Raw genomic sequence first — 15334 nt, forward strand, 5'->3', positions numbered from 1 at the left:
CTGCGGGGATTTCAGGGAAAACAAATGCAAGAGGGGATGAAATAACGATGCGACCGACGACGAAAGATCTGGCGATTGCGGCGGGTGTCAGCCTTGCCACGGTGGATCGTGTGCTGAACGACCGTTCTGGCGTGCGCGAAGGCACGGTGAAGAAGGTCAATCAAGCCATTGAAAAGCTGGGGTTTATCCGCAACATGGTTGCGGCCAATCTGGCGCGGGGCAAGGATTATCGGTTTTTGTTTCTGTTGCCGCGCGGGGGTGATCAGTTTTTGGCCGAGGTGGTGGCACGAATCGAGGAAGCCAATCTGGCCTTTGCCGCCGAGATGATGCGGGCCGAGGTGCGCCACATCCATGACAGTGATCCGCATCAGATTGCCAACCTGCTCGGGGCGTTGGATGCCGATCAAGTGGATGGCGTGGCGATTATGGCCCCCGAATTTCCGCAGGTGCGCGATGCGATGGCGCGGCTGGCCGAGCGCAGCATTGCCACGGTCAGCTTTATCTCGGGCCAGATCGGCAGCGCGCCGGAGGATTTCGTTGGCATCGACAACCGGGCGGCGGGGGCGACGGCAGGGCGGTTGATGGGGCGGTTTGCACCCAGCGTTCCGGGGAAAATTCTGGTGGTGGCCGAAACCATGCACGCCCGCGACAGTCTGGAACGGCGTTTGGGCTTTGATGAGGTGATCCACGCCGATTATCCACATCTGACGGTGCTGCCGTCCTTGGAAACCTACGGCGACCCCGAGCGTTCTGCGCGCATCATCCGCGCCAGTTTTGCCAGCCATGCGGGGATTTCGGGCGTCTATGTGCTGGGGCCGGAAGCGCGGGTGCCGTTGGAGATTGTGACGGCGCAGCCAACCCGCGCCACCATTATCGCGCATGAGCGCACGCCGTTCACCGAGGCTGCCCTGCTGTCGGGTGAAATCGATGCGCTGATCACGCAAGACCCCGGCCATCTGGTGCGCTCGGCGATGCGGATTTTGCGGGCGCGCTGTGATCGGCGCGAGATTTTGGCCTCGCAGGAAAAGATCAGGATTGAGATTTTCATTAAGGAGAACCTGTAAGCTGGGGCTTGGCAGGCGGCGTTAAAGAGCGCTTTGTCTGGAGCCGAGTCCGGGTTGGAGGGTCTGATGCTTAAGCATGTATTGCAGATCGGGGGGATGCTGGCGCTGAGTGTCGCTTGGGGCTTGGCGTTTGGTGCGGCGACAGCGGAATCTGTGCCGGAGTGTGGAGAGCAGGGGGTTATCATGGTGAAGCAACAGGCCCCCGTCGGGCTGCAGTGTCAGTTTGAGGCTGCTCAACGCCTCGAAGTGCCGGGGTTTTGCGCGCGGCTGCGGGAGGATTTTGCCCGGCAGTCTGGCCGGGCGCTCAGCCCCGAGGCCGCAGCCCCAGAGGGCGCGCAGGTGCTGGTTGTCACCGTTGCGCCACGCGATGCGCATCGTGCCATGGTGACGCTGGCGGTCGGGCGGCAGGTGCAGGGGCAGTTCGTGGCCTTTGCGACGCAGCAAATGCGGTTGGGCAGCGTGGATGCGCCGCTGCAGGCCAGCTCGGCGGCGGCTTTGGTCTATCCGCTGGTCAGCCTGCTGGAAACACTGCGCTGAGTTTGTGCCGGATGGCGGCATAGACAGACTGTTTGCCGAATGTTAAAATTTCGAGAATGCCTAAGAAACCCCCGTTTGGGACCATGCTGCTGCTTGCAACCCAATCCAATCGACCGAGCATTCTGTTCACTGTCGCTCATTTTGCGGGACTTTTCGTGATTAAACGAAGGAGATTCATATGCCTGCCGCGTCCCCCCGTCCCTTTTCGATCAGAGATCTGACGACCGACGATGTGTCGATCCAAGCGCTGCCTTTACCGCTGGTGGATGTCGCTGGCAGCAGTGCGACAACCGCGCGCCTGACACTTGGCACCAGCACTTATGGCTCGGTGGATGCGGCGAATGATCATGACTGGTTTGCGATCACGCTGGTTGCGGGGCAAAGCTATGATTTCCGGCTGTTGGGGGTGGGGCGCACGCCGTTGCCGGATACCTTTCTGACGCTGCGCAATGCTGGCGGGGCGGCACTGGTGTCAAATGACGATGCCGGTGGCGAGTTGTCGCTGAACGCGCAGGTGACGTTTACTGCGACGACGACCGGGACGTATTATCTCGATGCCAGCGGTTTTGGCACGGGGTCAGGTGATTTCCTGATCTCGGCCGTGCGCCATGAGGCGGCGGGCATGGTGCTGACGGCGGATGAGGTAGCTTGGCAACTGACCAACAATTTTGAGCGGTTTTTTGGTTCAGACTCGTCAGAGAACGTCACCGCCACCGCCTATGATTTGTCTGGTGGGCGCACGATCACCTATAATGTCACCCAGTTGACGGCGGCTGGCGCGGCATTGGCGGTGCAGGCTTTGCAGATGTGGTCGGATGTCAGCGGCATCACCTTCGCTGCGACGGCGGGTGCGGCGCAGATGACGTTTGACGATAGCGATGCGGACATTACTGCTTACAACAACAATGTGACTCTGGCCGATGGCACGATCACCAGCTCGTCGCTGATGATCACCACGGGCTGGCTGACCGAGTTTGGCACCACGCTGGACAGTTACGCCTTTGAGACCACCATTCACGAATTGGGCCACGCGCTGGGCTTGGGGCATGGCGGCAATTACAATGGCTCGGCCACCTTTGGCACCTCCAATTACTATCTGAACGACTCGCAACATCTGTCGATCATGTCCTACATGCAGTCTGACCATGACGAGTTTGCCCGCGATTCGGTGGATTACAACACCTTCGTCAACGCGCAGTTCCGCTGGGTGCTGACGCCGATGATCGCGGATATTCTGGCGATCGGCAATCTTTATGGGCTGTCCACCACCACCCGCACCGGCAACACCACCTATGGCTATAATTCCAACATCGGCAATGCGGCGCTGGATGCGGCGGTGAGTTTGAATGATCCGGCGAATGACAATTATGTCGCCTTCACCATCTTCGACAATGGTGGCACCGATACCGTCGATATGTCGGGATTCGCCGACGCGCAGGTGATTGATCTGCGGCAGGGCGCTTCGTCAGACGTGCTAGGCGGGCGGCTGAATATGGGCATCGCCTATGGCACGGTGGTGGAGCGGGCGTTTGGTGGCAGCGGCAATGATGCGATTGTGGGCAATGCCAGCAACAACCTGCTGCGCGGCAATAATGGCAGCGATATATTGATCGGCGGCAGCGGCAATGACACGTTGGACGGCGGTGCGGGGGCGGATACGCTGAACGGTGGACTGGGCCGGGATGCGATGACGGGTGGCGCCGCCAACGACACCTATGTTGTCGACAATGCTTTGGACCGTATCAATGAGGTTGCTGGCGGCGGTACGGGCGATCGGGTGACCGCCTCGGTCAGCTTCAGCCTCGCTTTGGACGATGATATCGAGTTTCTCAGCACCACCAGCGCTGCCGGGACGCAGGCGCTGCATCTGACGGGCAATAATCTGGCGGGTTTGGGCGGAAATGATCATCTGTTCGGGCTTGGTGGGGCCGATCATCTCGACGGCGGTGCGGGCAATGATACGCTGAGCGGGGGGGCCGGAAACGACTGGTATTTTGTCAACACCCAGCAAGACAGCATCATTGAAACCGCCGGGCAGGGCACGGCGGACCGGGTCTGGGCCTCGGCCAGCTTTGCCTTGGCAGTGGATGATGACATCGAGATCCTCAGCACGGTCAACGCGGCGCTTTCCACGGTGATCCATCTGACCGGCAATGGTTTGGCGCAGACCATTATCGGCAATAAGGCGGCGAACCAGCTGATCGGGCTGGGCGGCAAAGACACGCTGAATGGGATGGAGGGGGCCGATACGCTGAACGGCGGCACCGGCAATGATGTGCTGAACGGCGGGTTGGACAAGGATCTGTTGATTGGCGGGGCGGATTTTGACACGTTCATCTTTAGTGCCGCCGCGGGGGTTGCGAATTCTGATACGATCAGCGGCTATGTTTCGGCGCAGGATCGGATTCAGTTGGATGATGCGGTGTTTGGGGTGCTGTCGGTGGGGGCGCTGGCGGCGGTGAATTTCGCGGCGAACCTGACGGGGCTGGCAGTGCGGGCTTCGGATCGGATCATTTATGAGACCGATACGGGGAATGTGTTTTATGATGCCGATGGATTTGGCGGCGCTGTGGGGTTGGTGTTTGCCAATGTCGGTGCGAATGTGCTGGGCTTTGGGGTGGGCGAGTTTTCGATTATTTGATCGGGGTTTGAAGGGGGCTGGCCTTTGGGGTCGGCCCTTTTTAGGTGGTCCCAACGCGGGACCATTTTTTTATTGAATTTTGTCAGTGGGTTGGAAGGCGGGTTTAAGGATTTCTTAATGTTTTGGCGCGGCGCGGGTGGCGGCTGCTGGATGCTCCGCAGGGAGTATTTTGAAAAGAGTAATTTGGGAGAGATGTCGCGGTCGGCTCGCGCTGGCTTTTGGGTCAACGCCAGAGATTGCCGAGCCAGTCCGTGAGCGGTTTGGCGTTGATGGGCTTTGTCGTGTCGACCTCGATGCGGGGGGCGAGGCCTGTGGGTTTGGCGCCTTGGGCGAGTGTGACCAGTTCGGGGACATAATCGCCGCCGGGATGACCTGCGGGGCGGCTGCCCAGACGGGCGGTGTAGCGCGCACCGATGGTCTCGGGCGGGGCGTGGCACCAGATCTCGGCGATCTCGGTGAGGCCTGCGCGTTGGATATGGGCTTGCAGAGTCTCGATGGGTTGGAAGCCGAACCACGCGTCGATGATTACGGTGGTGTTGGCGGGGGCGTCAGCGATCAGATCGAAGATGGCGGCGTAAGAGGCACGGCCCAGAGTGCGGTTGAACAGGCGATCGCCGGGCGGCAGGATGGTGAGGAACGGGTTCTTGACGGTGTCTAGCGCGAGGATTGGCCAGCCTGTGGCATCGGACAAAGCGCGGGCAACGCCGGATTTACCGGAAGCTGGAACGCCGTTGACGAAGACCGCGCGTTTGTGGGGGCGGTTTTTGAGCGCGGTGGTGGCCGCGCCGATCACGCCTGCATCGTCGCCTAAGCTGGCGGCGAGGACGGCGGCTTTGAACCATGAGTCGCGCGCCGGGAATTGCGCGAGGGCGGCGTGGGCGGGGGTCCCGGCACCGCCGCCGATCAACACGCAATCGGGGTTGAGGGTGGCGATGAGCGTGTCGATGGCGGCGCGCAGCGGTGCGGCCCAAGCGTGGATCACGGCGCGGGCGTTGGGGTCGGAGCGGGTGAGCAGATCTTCGGCGCGGGTGTCGGGTGGCAAGCCTGCTTCGGCCAGATGCACGCCGAAGGCGGTTCCGGAACTGGTGGTTTCCACGCAGCCGATCTTGCCGCAGACGCATTTGCGCCCTTGGGGATCAATGCCGATATGGCCGAGTTGGCCCGCCGCGCCGCGTCCGCGCAGAACTTGGCCTTGGTCGAGAATCGCGCCGCCGATGCCGGTGCCGATGGTCAGCATCACGACGTTTTGCTGGCCTTGCGCCGCGCCATAGGCGGCCTCACCGAGCAGGGCCATTGTGGCATCGTTTTCCAGCGCGACGGGCAGGGCAGTGGCGGATTCGATGTGGCCCACGAAGTCGAAACCCGAAAGGTCGACATAGCCGCCGGACAGCACGCGGCCAGTGGCGGCGTGGACTTGACCGGGGACGCCTATGCCGATGGCGGTGACGGCCTCGTTGCGCACCTTGGCCACCAACTCGAGTACGCGGGCGGTGACTTCAGCCGGGTCGCGGGCGCTGTCGGCGCTGGCGCGGGCCTCGATCACGCCGCCCGTCACACGGGCGGCGCGGAGGCGGGTGCCGCCAATGTCGATGCCAATGGCGGTTCCCGTTGTCATGTTTAGGCCTTGAAATGTTTCGCGATAACCGCTTGGATTTCGCGCAGGCGGGGGACGGCGATGGTTTCCAACCGGGTCTTGGTGACGGCGCGGTCCAGCGAAATGCAGTCTTTCCACAGCGAGCGGCCAGCGATCACGCCAGAGGCTCCGTTCGCCATCGAAATCTCGACTTGGCCGAGGAAGGTGGCGTGATCGACGCCTGCGGACAGCACGGCCCACGGCACAGTGCCGCACATTTTGGTGATGTTGGCGCAGGCTTCGGGGGTGCCCGGATAGGGGATTTTCAGTACTTTCGAGCCTGCATCAAGGCAGAGCTTTGAGCCGCCTTCGATCAGTTCGGGGATCTTGGCGGCGTAAGCCTCGGGCGATTCGCCGGGCAAAGCATAGGTCAGGAATTCGACCACCAACAGCAGGTCTTCGGCGGCGAAATCGGCGATGGATTCGCGCAGGGTTGCCATGTTGGTGGTGTTCGCCGCAGGGGTATCCGAGCGCAGGTAGATCATGATTTTCGCGCCAGTGCCGCCGAATTCGCGGACCCGGCGGGCATTGATGCCTTCGACCATGTTGGAGATCCGGTAGCCCTCGGGGGTGAGATCAAACCCCGACGCGTCTAGGCCGATCAAGAGGCCTGTCGAGCGGTGGATGGCGCCTTCATCGACCATTGCGGGCACCGCGCAAAGCGGATCGACCAGCACGCAGCCAGCTTGGCGGGCAAGATAGGCGGTGATGTCCATCTTGGTTTCGCCCAAGGTGGCGTTGGAAATCGCAGCCTGTTCCTCGGCGGTTTTCGCCAAAAGCGTGCGCATGCCGCCGCGTTGATCGCAGGCGATCACCATCATCGCGCCATCGTCGCCGCAGATTTGTTGATAGCCGCGGCGTTCGGCGGTTGTCATGCTAGACATCGGGGCAGCCATCGGGAGTCTCCAGATATTTGGCGCGGCGCGGCGGTGACGAAGATGCCAGTTGCCTGAACGCGGATATTGCGGGATAAGCTTGATCTGCGAAACGTGTAACACCTTGCAGAAAGGAATTGCAACCTGTCAATTTCCAGCGGAGCCGTCATCGGTGAAAACCGAGCCATGCTGCACACCGTCGCCAAGCTGCATTACGAGGGGGATCTGAGCCAAGTTCAGATCGCCAAGCAGTTGGGGCTGTCGACGGCCACGATCTCGCGCCTGCTGCAACGGGCGCGGGCCGAGGGAATCGTGCGCATTGAGGTGCGGGATATTCACGCGCCGGATGCGTTGGGCGGGATGCTGGCGGAACGCTTGGGGTTGCGCGCCGTGGTGGCGGTGGATGCGCCGGTGGCGGCGGGGGTGCAGGCTTTGGCCGGGCCATTGTCGCGGATGGTGGGAGCGCAGGGGCTGGGGCAAAGCTCGGTGCTGATGGTGGGCTGGGGGCGGACGGTCTCGGCGATCATCGACGGCGGGTTGCCCAGTTTGCCGGGGGTGGCGGTGGTGCCGTCGACAGGCGGGATGAGCCAGCACGCCCAGCATTTCCAGAGCAATGAGTTTTCGCGCCGGGCTGCCGAAGTGACGGGTGGCGTGCCGCATTTTATCCATGCGCCGTATTTGCCTGCGCCTGAGGCGTTGGATTTTTTCCTCGCCGAGCCTGCGGTGCAGACTGCGGTGGCGCTGTGGGACCGGATTGACGTGGCAGTGGTGGGGGTTGGTCTGCCTTACGGCTTGGATCGACCGACGCAAGGGGCGACCGATGTGGGCGACCCGGATCTGGCCGAGGCGGCGGGCGATGTGGTGCGGCATTATTTTGATGCGCAGGGCAAGGTCATTCAGTGGCGCGGCGAGGGTGCGATGATCGCGGTGTCTTGTGCGCAGTTGCGCCGTGCGCCTTTGGTGATTGGCGTGGCTGTGGGCGAGGCGAAAGTGCCTTCTATCATTGGGGCGGCACGGGCGGGGCTGATCTCGGGCTTGCTGACCGATACCCGGACAGCGGAGGCGGTTCTGGATGCTTTGGCGCGGCGGGATTAGGGCCGCGATTCTGGGTTTGGCTGGAGTCGGTAAAGCAAAGAAAATACTTGCAGCAAAATATTTCTCTTGACGAAGCCGGATGAACGACGTGTTATCCGGGGCATTGGCGGCGCTCGTGTTGCGTGAAACAGCCAACTGCTCTGCCACTTGAGGAGGTGGCCCGGCGGGTATTCAGGGAGGAATATGAATGAAACGTCGTAGTTTTCTGGGCGCGGCTTCGGCATTGGCGCTGACATTTTCGATCGCCAGTTCGGCGGTTGCGGAAGATAAGAAATACACCATCGCGCTGGTTCCGGGTCTGACCACCGATGCGTTCTATATTACCATGCAAAAGGGTGCGCAGGCGGCGGCGGATGCTTTGGGCGTCGAGCTGGTGTTCCAGGGTGCTCCGGACTTCAACCCGGTGACGCAGGTTCCTGTGCTGGACGCGGTGATTGCGCGTGGCCCCGATGCGATTCTGATCGCGCCGACCGACAAGGTGCAGCTGATTGAGCCGCTGAAAAAGGCCAATGACGCGGGGATTCCGGTGATCACGGTCGATACGTTCATCGGCACTGGCATTTATCAGACCGGGGCGGGCGATGGCGATTTCCCGCTGTCTTACATTGCTTCGGATAACGTGCTGGGTGGCCGGATGGCGGCGCGGGCCTTGGCCAATGCGATTGGCGGCGAGGGCAAGGTGTTCGTCTCTAACGTCAAGCCGGGGATTTCCACCACCGATCAGCGTGAAGAAGGTTTCAAGGCCGAAATGGCCGAGAATTTCCCGAAAGTCACCGTGCTGGAAACCCAGTTCAACGAGGATGACGCCAACAAAGCCGCCTCGCAGCTGCAAGGCGTGTTCGCGCGCGATCCGGATCTGAAGGGCGTGTTCGGGGCCAACCTGTTCTCGGCTTTGGGCGCAGGCACCGGGGTTCAGCAAGCGGGCCAGACCGGCAATATCAAGGTCGTGGCGTTTGACGCACCGGGCTCGATTGTCGACAACATCAAGTCGGGTCTGGTGGACGTGGCCATCGCGCAGCATCCGGCAGAGATCGGCTATTACGGCGTGGTTTCGGCCTATGCCCATCTGACCGGCCATTCGATCCCGGTGTCGATTGGCACTGGTTTCACCATCATGGACAAGTCGAACATCGACGACCCGGAAGTGGCGAAATACATCTACTCTGAGTGAGCGATTTTGGGGGAGGGCAGAACCCTCCCCCATTTTACCTGCCCAAGTTTACAGACCCAAGACGGCCCCTCAAGCTGGGTGCCTTGGTGTTGCGCGGGCCGCCATAGGTCTGCCCAAGTTTAGGAATTTCACATGACATCCCCCCCTGTTGCGGCACCGCATGTCGCCCCGCAAGCCGATCATGCCGACAAGGCGCGCACCCTGTTGCAGCGCGTCGCCGATCTGCGGGCTTGGCTGTTTCTGGCCTTTCTGATTTTGGGCTTTGAGCTGTGGTCGCGGCTGGATTTTGGCGGCACCTTCCTGTTCAACCCGTTTAACATCCAGTCGATTGCGGTGTTCGCGGTGGCACCGTTGTTGCTGGCGACTGGGCAGACGTTTGTGATCATCTCGGGCGGGATTGATCTGTCGATGGGCTTTATCATGGGGCTGGCGGCGGTGGTCGCGGCGCATGTGATCAACTGGCTGACGCCGGGTTTGGGGTTTTGGCCTGCGGTGCTGCTGGGGTCTTTGGTGGCGGTGGCGATCTCGGCCATTCCGGGGTTTATCAACGGCTTGCTGGTGGCGTTGCTGAAAGTGCCGCCGTTTATCGGCACGTTGGGGATGTTCGGCGTGGCGCGCGGCGTGGCGTTTTTGCTGGCGGGTGGCACCACGGTTCCGGTGAAGAACGAGGTGTTTGCGGCCCTTGGCAACGGCAAGATTTACGGCGTGCCCTATATCATTCTGGTGACGGCGGTGTTCGTGCTGGTGATGCATTACCTGCTGGGCCAGACCAAGTTCGGCCAGCATAACTATGCGATTGGCGCCAATGCCCAAGCCGCACGGCGGGCGGGGATTAACATCAAATGGCACTTGCTGCGGCTCTATATCCTGTCGGGAATGTGCGCGGGCTTGGCTGGGGTTTTGTATGCGGCGCGGTTCAGCGCGGGGGCGGCGCAGGCGGGCGAGCCTCTGTTGCTGGATTCGGTGGCGGCCGTGGTGATCGGCGGGGCGAGCCTGTTTGGTGGATCGGGCACGATTTTGGGCACGGTTGCCGGGGCGTTCGTGATCGCGGTTATTCAATATGGGCTGGTGTTCATCAATGTGGCGCCGTTCTGGCAGTTTATTTCGGTGGGCGTGGTGATCATCATTTCGGTGCTGATTGACCAAGCGCAACGGCGGTTCTCGGGAGGGCGGCAAAGTGAGTGAGATGACCCCAATCGGCCAAACCAAAATTGGCGAACCGCTGCTGGAAGTGCGCAACCTGTCGAAGAATTTCGGCCCGGTGCAGGCGCTGAATGATCTGACGATGATGGTGCGGGCGGGCGAAGTTGTGGCGCTGGCTGGCGACAATGGCGCGGGCAAAACCACGCTGATCAAGGCGATTTCGGGGGTGTATCAGCCTTCGTCTGGGGAGATTTTGCTGAAGGGCAAGCCGGTGAGTTTTGCCTCGCCACAAGAGGCGCGCGATATTGGGATTGAGACGATTTATCAGGATTTGGCTTTGGCTGATAACCTGACCATCGGCGCGAATATCTTTCTGGGCCGCGAGCCGATGCGCAAGGCGTTTGGCTTCTTGCCCGTGCTGGACCGCGCGAAAATGGCCGAGGCGGCGAAGTCCACCATGGCTTTGCTGGACTTTCATGTCTCGCGTCTGGATGCCCCGGTGTCGAATTTCTCGGGCGGGCAGCGGCAGGCAGTTGCGATTGGCCGCGCGGTGTATTGGAACGCGCAAATCCTGATCATGGACGAGCCGACGGCGGCTTTGGGCGTGCCAGAGCAGCGCAAGGTGATCCAGTTGATCCACCAGTTGAAGGCGCAGGGTAGGGGCGTGATTTTTATCTCGCATAACCTGCAAGACATCTTCGCGGTGGCGGATCGGATCGTGGTGTTGCGCCGTGGCGTGCAGGCCGGGGAGCGCAAGATTTCCGAGACCACGCATGATGAGGTCGTCAAACTGATGGTTGGCGGCTGAGTTATGGCTGCCCAGCGACGGCCCGTGGTGATCGGGTCCATCGGCGAGTTGCTGGTGGAATTTGTGTGTACGCAGAAGGACGGCCGCAACCTTGTGGCCGCCCCCTATGTCGGGCCGTTTCCGTCGGGGGCGCCGGGGATTTTCATTGACCAAGCGGCGCAGGTGGCGGCGGCTTTCGGCGGGCGGGCGGTGTTTGCCGGGGCGGTGGGGGATGATGCCTTTGGGCGGGTGATCTTGGATCGGCTGATGGCGGATGGCGTTGATCCGGGGCTGATCCGGGTTGTGCCGGGGGTGCCGACGGGTTCGGCCTTTGTCAGCTATAACTCCGATGGCAGCCGGGATTTCGTGTTCAACATCGCGCATTCGGCGGCTTCACATTTGCCGGGGTTGGAGGAGATTGCGGCGGGATTTTTGGCGGCAGGCATTTCGGTGCTGCATATCTCGGGCTCGATGCTTGGGGATGCTGCGATGCGGACGGTGGGGCTTTCGTTGTGTGAAAGGCTTGAGGATCAGGGGGTTGCGATCTCGATTGATCCGAATATCCGGGCGGAACTGATCTCGGATGCGGGGTATCTCGACGGCTTGCAGCGGATCATTGCGCTGGCGACTTATGTGCTGCCTTCGGATGCGGATGCCGAGGTTTTGTATCCGGGGCAGGATTTTGACACCTGGTCGGGGCGGTTGTTGGCCGGGGCTGCGAAGGTCGTGGTGCTGAAACGCGGCGATCAGGGCTGTATTGGGCGCGATGCGGCGGGCAGTTTTGCGTTGCCTGCGCACCCCGTGACGGTGGTCGATCCGACCGGGGCAGGTGATTGCTTTTGTGCGACCTTGGTGACTCTGCTGGCCGCTGGGCAGGATTTGCCGGGGGCTTTGGCGCGCGCCAATGCGGCTGGGGCACTGGCGGTGCAGAAACTGGGGCCGATGGAGGGGAATTCTTCCCTCGCTGAAATTGATGCTGTGAAAGGATAAGCGATGCCCACGAAACAGGATCGGTTGCTGCGGGTGGGTGTGCTGGGCTGTGGGCCGATTGCGCAAGCCGCGCATTTTGAGAGCTGCACCAAGGCGCGCAATGCCGAGCTTTATGCGATTTGCGATGTGGCGGATGATTTGCGAGATCGAATGGCGGCGACCCATGCGCCGACCCGCAGCTATAATGATTATGCGGCAATGCTGGCCGATCCCGCGTTGGAGGCGGTGGTGATTGCGACCTCGGACGCGTTCCATGTGCCAGCGGCCTTGATGGCGTTGCAGGCGGGCAAGCATGTTTTATGCGAAAAGCCCTTGGCGGTGAGCATTGAGGAAGCCGAGAGTTTGCGTTCTGCGGTGGCGGCTTCGGGGCTTACGCTACAGGTCGGGCATATGAAGCGCTACGACGCCGGTTTGCAGGCGGCGAAGGGCTTCATTGACGGTGAAATGGGCCAGATGGTGGCGTTGAAGGCGTGGTATTGCGACAACACGCACCGCTATGCGATGACGGATGCGGTGCAGCCGTTGATGGTGACCTCGAAGAACGCCCGCAAGCCTGCTGAGAACCCGAAGGCCGATCTTGACCGCTATTACATGCTGGCGCATGGCAGCCATCTGGTTGATACGGCGCGCTATTTCGCGGGCGAGATCGTTGCGGTCGATGCGCGGTTGTTGAACCGGGCGGGGATACGTTGCTGGTTTGTCGATGTGGAATTCGCCAGCGGGGTGCTGGGGCATCTGGATCTGACAGTGGCGGTGCGGATGGATTGGCACGAGGGGTTTCAGATCTACGGCGAACAAGGCTCGGTTTTGGGCAAGACCTATAACCCGTGGTATTATAAGTCGTCGGAGGTGGATATTTTCAAGGAATCAGATGGTGCGACGCATCGGGTTTTGGGCGCGGACGGCCATTTCTATCGCCGCCAGTTGGAGGGGTTTGCCGATACGATCCTGAATGGGGTGCCGCAATCGGGGGCTGATATTGAGGACGGTATTGCCTCGGTGCGCGCAATGGTGGCGATTGCGCAATCGGCGCGCGAGCGGCGTCCGGTGAAACTGGCGGATGTGGCGGGAGCGCTTTGATGCGGTTGGGGATTTTCGCCAAGACCTTTGCGGGGAGTGATCCGGGCACGGTGCTGGGCGCTTCAAAGGCAGCGGGCTTTGCTTGCGTGCAGTATAATATGGCCTGCTCGGGCTTGGCGGCGATGCCGGATGCGTTGAGCGCGCAGGATGTGGCGGCGGTTTCTGCGGCGAGCAGGGCTTCGGGCGTGGCGATTGCGGCGGTTTCTGGCACCTATAACATGATCCATCCTGACCCTGCAGTGCGGGCTAAAGGCTTGGCGCGGTTGGAGGTTTTGTTACGCCATGCGGCGGCGATGGGGACCGGGATGGTGACGCTGTGCACGGGCACCCGCGATGCCGAGGATCAGTGGCGGCATCACCCGGAGAATGGCTCGGCAGAGGCTTGGCGGGATTTACTGGCGGAAATGGGCAAGGCTTGTGCGCTGGCGGAACCACTTGGGATCAAGCTAGGGATAGAGCCGGAGCTGGCGAATGTGGTGGATACTGCGGCGCGGGCACGGGCTTTGATTGACACGCTGCAGAGTCCGGCCTTGGGAATCGTGCTGGACCCGGCGAACCTGTTTGAGGTGGCGACGCTGGCGGAGCAACGCGATCTGCTGAGCCGTTCGGTGGATTTGCTGGCGGATCGGATTGCGATGGCGCATGCCAAGGACCGCGATGCTTTGGGCGGCTTTGCCACGGCAGGCAAGGGCGTGGTGGATTTTCCGCATTTCCTTGGGGCGCTGAAAGCGGCGGGTTTTAATGGCGATCTGGTGACGCATGGCTTGGCGGCGAATGAGGCGGCGGGCGTGGCGCGCTATCTTTCCGGCGTGTTGGCGGGGCTGTGATGCAGATTTCGGCACTGCAGCGCGATGGCTTGGAACTGGCAGTTTATCGCGGTGGTGAGACGGGCCCGGCGCTGGTGTTTCAGCATGGGCTCTGCGGTGGGTCCGGGCAGATTGCTGAGGCGATGCAGGGGCTTGGCTTGCAGCGTTGGCAGGGGTTGGAGTGTCGCGGGCACGGGATGTCGCCGCTGGGGGATGAGGTTTCCATCGCCTGTTTCGCCGATGATGTGGCGGCGATGATTGAATCCATGTCGGGTCCGGTGGTCTTGGGTGGCATCTCAATGGGGGCGGCGATTGCCACACGGTTGGCGGTGACGCGGCCTGATCTGGTGCGGGCCTTGGTGCTGGTGCGACCCGCTTGGGTGGTGGAGGACGCGCCGGAAAACATGGCGCCGAACGCCGAGGTCGGGATGTTGTTGGAGGTGTTGCCGCTGGATCAGGCGCGGGCGTTTTTCGCCGAAGGTGAGACGGCGCGACGGCTGGAGATCGAGGCACCGGATAACCTTGCGTCGTTGAAAGGCTTTTTCAGTCGTAGGCCACAGGTGGAAACTGCGCGGCTGTTGGCCACGATTTCCGCCGATGGGCCGGGGATTACGGCGGATGATCTGCGCAGCCTTCGTATTCCGGCTCTGGTCTGTGGCTGCGGCGAGGACGCTATTCATCCGATGGCCCATGCGCAGGCTTTGGCTGATCTGATCCCGCAGGCGCGGCTGGTGGAACTGCCTGCGAAGGCACGCGATAAAGCAGCGCATCTGGCGGCGCTTGCCGATGCGATGACAGAATTTTTGAAGGAGATTGATGATGCCCCGCCCGCACCCTGACTGGATTTCGGCGCTGCCACGTAGCCGATTGCTCGCGGAATATTCGATGTGGTCGGCCAATTTGATCCGGCTGGCGGATGATCTGGAGCGGATCACGCCGCACGCCGATATTTTGCATATCGACGTGGCGGATGGGCATTTTGCCCCCGCTTTGCTGTTCTTTCCTGATCTTGTGGCGGGGCTGCGCGCGCTCACGGCGATCCCGATCCATGTGCATCTGATGGTGGATGCTGCGGTGCTGCTTTCGCAGATTGACCAGTTTGCCGAAGCCGGGGCCGATCTGATCTCGGTGCATGTCGAAAATGCCAATGCGGGCGACGGCTTGCAGCGGATCGCGGCGCATGGACTGAAGGCGGGGATGGTTTTGCGGGTGGAAACTCCGGTGGCAAAAGCGGCGGAATGGATCAGCCGCTTGGATATGCTGACGCTTTTGGGCACTGCGATTGGGGTGAAGGGGCAGGGGCTTGATGCGACGGCGGGGGCGCGGTTGGGGGAGGCTGCGGCATTGATTGCCGGTGCGGGTCGCCGGGTGATTTTGGCGGCGGATGGCGGGATCAGGGACACCACGGTGCCGCTGTTGCGCGGCGCGGGCGCAGAGACGGTGGTGATGGGCTCGCTGGCGTTTGGCGCGCCGGATTTGGCCGAGCGGATGCGCTGGCTGCATGGACTGTGA

The 15334-nt window shown here is 61.7% G+C and carries 14 protein-coding genes; 12 read left to right on the forward strand and 2 right to left on the reverse strand.

Annotated elements, in window-relative coordinates; genetic code table 11:
- Positions 1-47: 47 nt before the first annotated feature.
- The 3 genes from AKV04_RS14305 to AKV04_RS14315 all read left to right on the forward strand — a co-directional run bounded on the left by AKV04_RS14305 (position 48) and on the right by AKV04_RS14315 (position 4242).
- Positions 48-1064: a LacI family DNA-binding transcriptional regulator gene (locus AKV04_RS14305; RefSeq protein ID WP_054007080.1), complete on the forward strand. Its 1017-nt coding sequence runs from the start codon at positions 48-50 to the stop codon at positions 1062-1064.
- Positions 1065-1130: 66 nt separating this feature from the next.
- Positions 1131-1601 (forward strand): hypothetical protein, encoded by a 471-nt coding sequence (locus AKV04_RS14310; RefSeq protein WP_156317549.1) that lies wholly within the window; start codon positions 1131-1133, stop codon positions 1599-1601.
- A 178-nt stretch (positions 1602-1779) separates the two neighbouring features.
- Positions 1780-4242: a M10 family metallopeptidase C-terminal domain-containing protein gene (locus AKV04_RS14315; protein WP_054007082.1), complete on the forward strand. Its 2463-nt coding sequence runs from the start codon at positions 1780-1782 to the stop codon at positions 4240-4242.
- 223 nt (positions 4243-4465) lie between these two features.
- Here AKV04_RS14315 and AKV04_RS14320 read toward each other — a convergent pair whose 3' ends face one another.
- Entirely contained in the window at positions 4466-5857 is a 1392-nt protein-coding gene (locus AKV04_RS14320; protein WP_054007083.1) for an ROK family protein, read from the reverse strand.
- A 2-nt stretch (positions 5858-5859) separates the two neighbouring features.
- Positions 5860-6771, reverse strand: a complete 912-nt coding sequence (locus AKV04_RS14325; RefSeq protein ID WP_235815645.1) for a tagatose-bisphosphate aldolase — start codon at positions 6769-6771, stop codon at positions 5860-5862.
- Positions 6772-6936: 165 nt separating this feature from the next.
- On the opposite strand from AKV04_RS14325, the gene AKV04_RS14330 reads away from it, so the two are divergent.
- The 9 genes from AKV04_RS14330 to AKV04_RS14370 all read left to right on the forward strand — a co-directional run bounded on the left by AKV04_RS14330 (position 6937) and on the right by AKV04_RS14370 (position 15334).
- Positions 6937-7845, forward strand: coding sequence for a sugar-binding transcriptional regulator (locus tag AKV04_RS14330; RefSeq protein WP_054007084.1), 909 nt, complete (start codon positions 6937-6939; stop codon positions 7843-7845).
- A 187-nt stretch (positions 7846-8032) separates the two neighbouring features.
- Positions 8033-9016, forward strand: a complete 984-nt coding sequence (locus AKV04_RS14335; protein ID WP_054007085.1) for an ABC transporter substrate-binding protein — start codon at positions 8033-8035, stop codon at positions 9014-9016.
- A 132-nt stretch (positions 9017-9148) separates the two neighbouring features.
- Positions 9149-10201: an ABC transporter permease subunit gene (locus AKV04_RS14340; protein WP_054007086.1), complete on the forward strand. Its 1053-nt coding sequence runs from the start codon at positions 9149-9151 to the stop codon at positions 10199-10201.
- Position 10202: 1 nt separating this feature from the next.
- Positions 10203-10967, forward strand: coding sequence for an ATP-binding cassette domain-containing protein (locus AKV04_RS14345; RefSeq protein WP_054007087.1), 765 nt, complete (start codon positions 10203-10205; stop codon positions 10965-10967).
- A 3-nt stretch (positions 10968-10970) separates the two neighbouring features.
- Entirely contained in the window at positions 10971-11936 is a 966-nt protein-coding gene (locus tag AKV04_RS14350) for a sugar kinase (protein ID WP_054007088.1), read from the forward strand.
- A 3-nt stretch (positions 11937-11939) separates the two neighbouring features.
- Entirely contained in the window at positions 11940-13016 is a 1077-nt protein-coding gene (locus AKV04_RS14355; RefSeq protein ID WP_054007089.1) for a Gfo/Idh/MocA family protein, read from the forward strand.
- Entirely contained in the window at positions 13016-13843 is an 828-nt protein-coding gene (locus tag AKV04_RS14360) for a sugar phosphate isomerase/epimerase family protein (protein WP_054007090.1), read from the forward strand. The genes AKV04_RS14355 and AKV04_RS14360 overlap by 1 nt, the downstream gene beginning before the upstream one ends.
- Positions 13843-14661, forward strand: coding sequence for an alpha/beta fold hydrolase (locus AKV04_RS14365; protein ID WP_054007091.1), 819 nt, complete (start codon positions 13843-13845; stop codon positions 14659-14661). Before AKV04_RS14360 ends, AKV04_RS14365 begins: the two co-directional genes overlap by 1 nt.
- The gene (locus tag AKV04_RS14370) at positions 14642-15334 is read left to right on the forward strand and encodes a ribulose-phosphate 3-epimerase (RefSeq protein WP_054007092.1); all 693 of its coding nucleotides are present in this window, start codon (positions 14642-14644) and stop codon (positions 15332-15334) included. Before AKV04_RS14365 ends, AKV04_RS14370 begins: the two co-directional genes overlap by 20 nt.

The organism is Cypionkella psychrotolerans, assembly GCF_001294535.1.
In the GTDB taxonomy this organism is placed as follows: domain Bacteria; phylum Pseudomonadota; class Alphaproteobacteria; order Rhodobacterales; family Rhodobacteraceae; genus Cypionkella; species Cypionkella psychrotolerans.

What these genes read in the sequence shown, in the direction of transcription:
- AKV04_RS14360 (WP_054007090.1), top strand. Translation starts at nt 13,016, where the DNA reads ATGCGGTTGGGGATTTTCGCCAAGACCTTTGCGGGGAGTGATCCGGGC.
- AKV04_RS14310 (WP_156317549.1), top strand. Translation starts at nt 1,131, where the DNA reads ATGCTTAAGCATGTATTGCAGATCGGGGGGATGCTGGCGCTGAGTGTC.
- AKV04_RS14355 (WP_054007089.1), top strand. Translation starts at nt 11,940, where the DNA reads ATGCCCACGAAACAGGATCGGTTGCTGCGGGTGGGTGTGCTGGGCTGT.
- AKV04_RS14305 (WP_054007080.1), top strand. Translation starts at nt 48, where the DNA reads ATGCGACCGACGACGAAAGATCTGGCGATTGCGGCGGGTGTCAGCCTT.
- AKV04_RS14330 (WP_054007084.1), top strand. Translation starts at nt 6,937, where the DNA reads ATGCTGCACACCGTCGCCAAGCTGCATTACGAGGGGGATCTGAGCCAA.
- AKV04_RS14350 (WP_054007088.1), top strand. Translation starts at nt 10,971, where the DNA reads ATGGCTGCCCAGCGACGGCCCGTGGTGATCGGGTCCATCGGCGAGTTG.
- AKV04_RS14320 (WP_054007083.1), bottom strand. Translation starts at nt 5,857, where the DNA reads ATGACAACGGGAACCGCCATTGGCATCGACATTGGCGGCACCCGCCTC.
- AKV04_RS14325 (WP_235815645.1), bottom strand. Translation starts at nt 6,771, where the DNA reads ATGGCTGCCCCGATGTCTAGCATGACAACCGCCGAACGCCGCGGCTAT.
- AKV04_RS14315 (WP_054007082.1), top strand. Translation starts at nt 1,780, where the DNA reads ATGCCTGCCGCGTCCCCCCGTCCCTTTTCGATCAGAGATCTGACGACC.
- AKV04_RS14340 (WP_054007086.1), top strand. Translation starts at nt 9,149, where the DNA reads ATGACATCCCCCCCTGTTGCGGCACCGCATGTCGCCCCGCAAGCCGAT.
- AKV04_RS14370 (WP_054007092.1), top strand. Translation starts at nt 14,642, where the DNA reads ATGCCCCGCCCGCACCCTGACTGGATTTCGGCGCTGCCACGTAGCCGA.
- AKV04_RS14365 (WP_054007091.1), top strand. Translation starts at nt 13,843, where the DNA reads ATGCAGATTTCGGCACTGCAGCGCGATGGCTTGGAACTGGCAGTTTAT.
- AKV04_RS14345 (WP_054007087.1), top strand. Translation starts at nt 10,203, where the DNA reads ATGACCCCAATCGGCCAAACCAAAATTGGCGAACCGCTGCTGGAAGTG.
- AKV04_RS14335 (WP_054007085.1), top strand. Translation starts at nt 8,033, where the DNA reads ATGAAACGTCGTAGTTTTCTGGGCGCGGCTTCGGCATTGGCGCTGACA.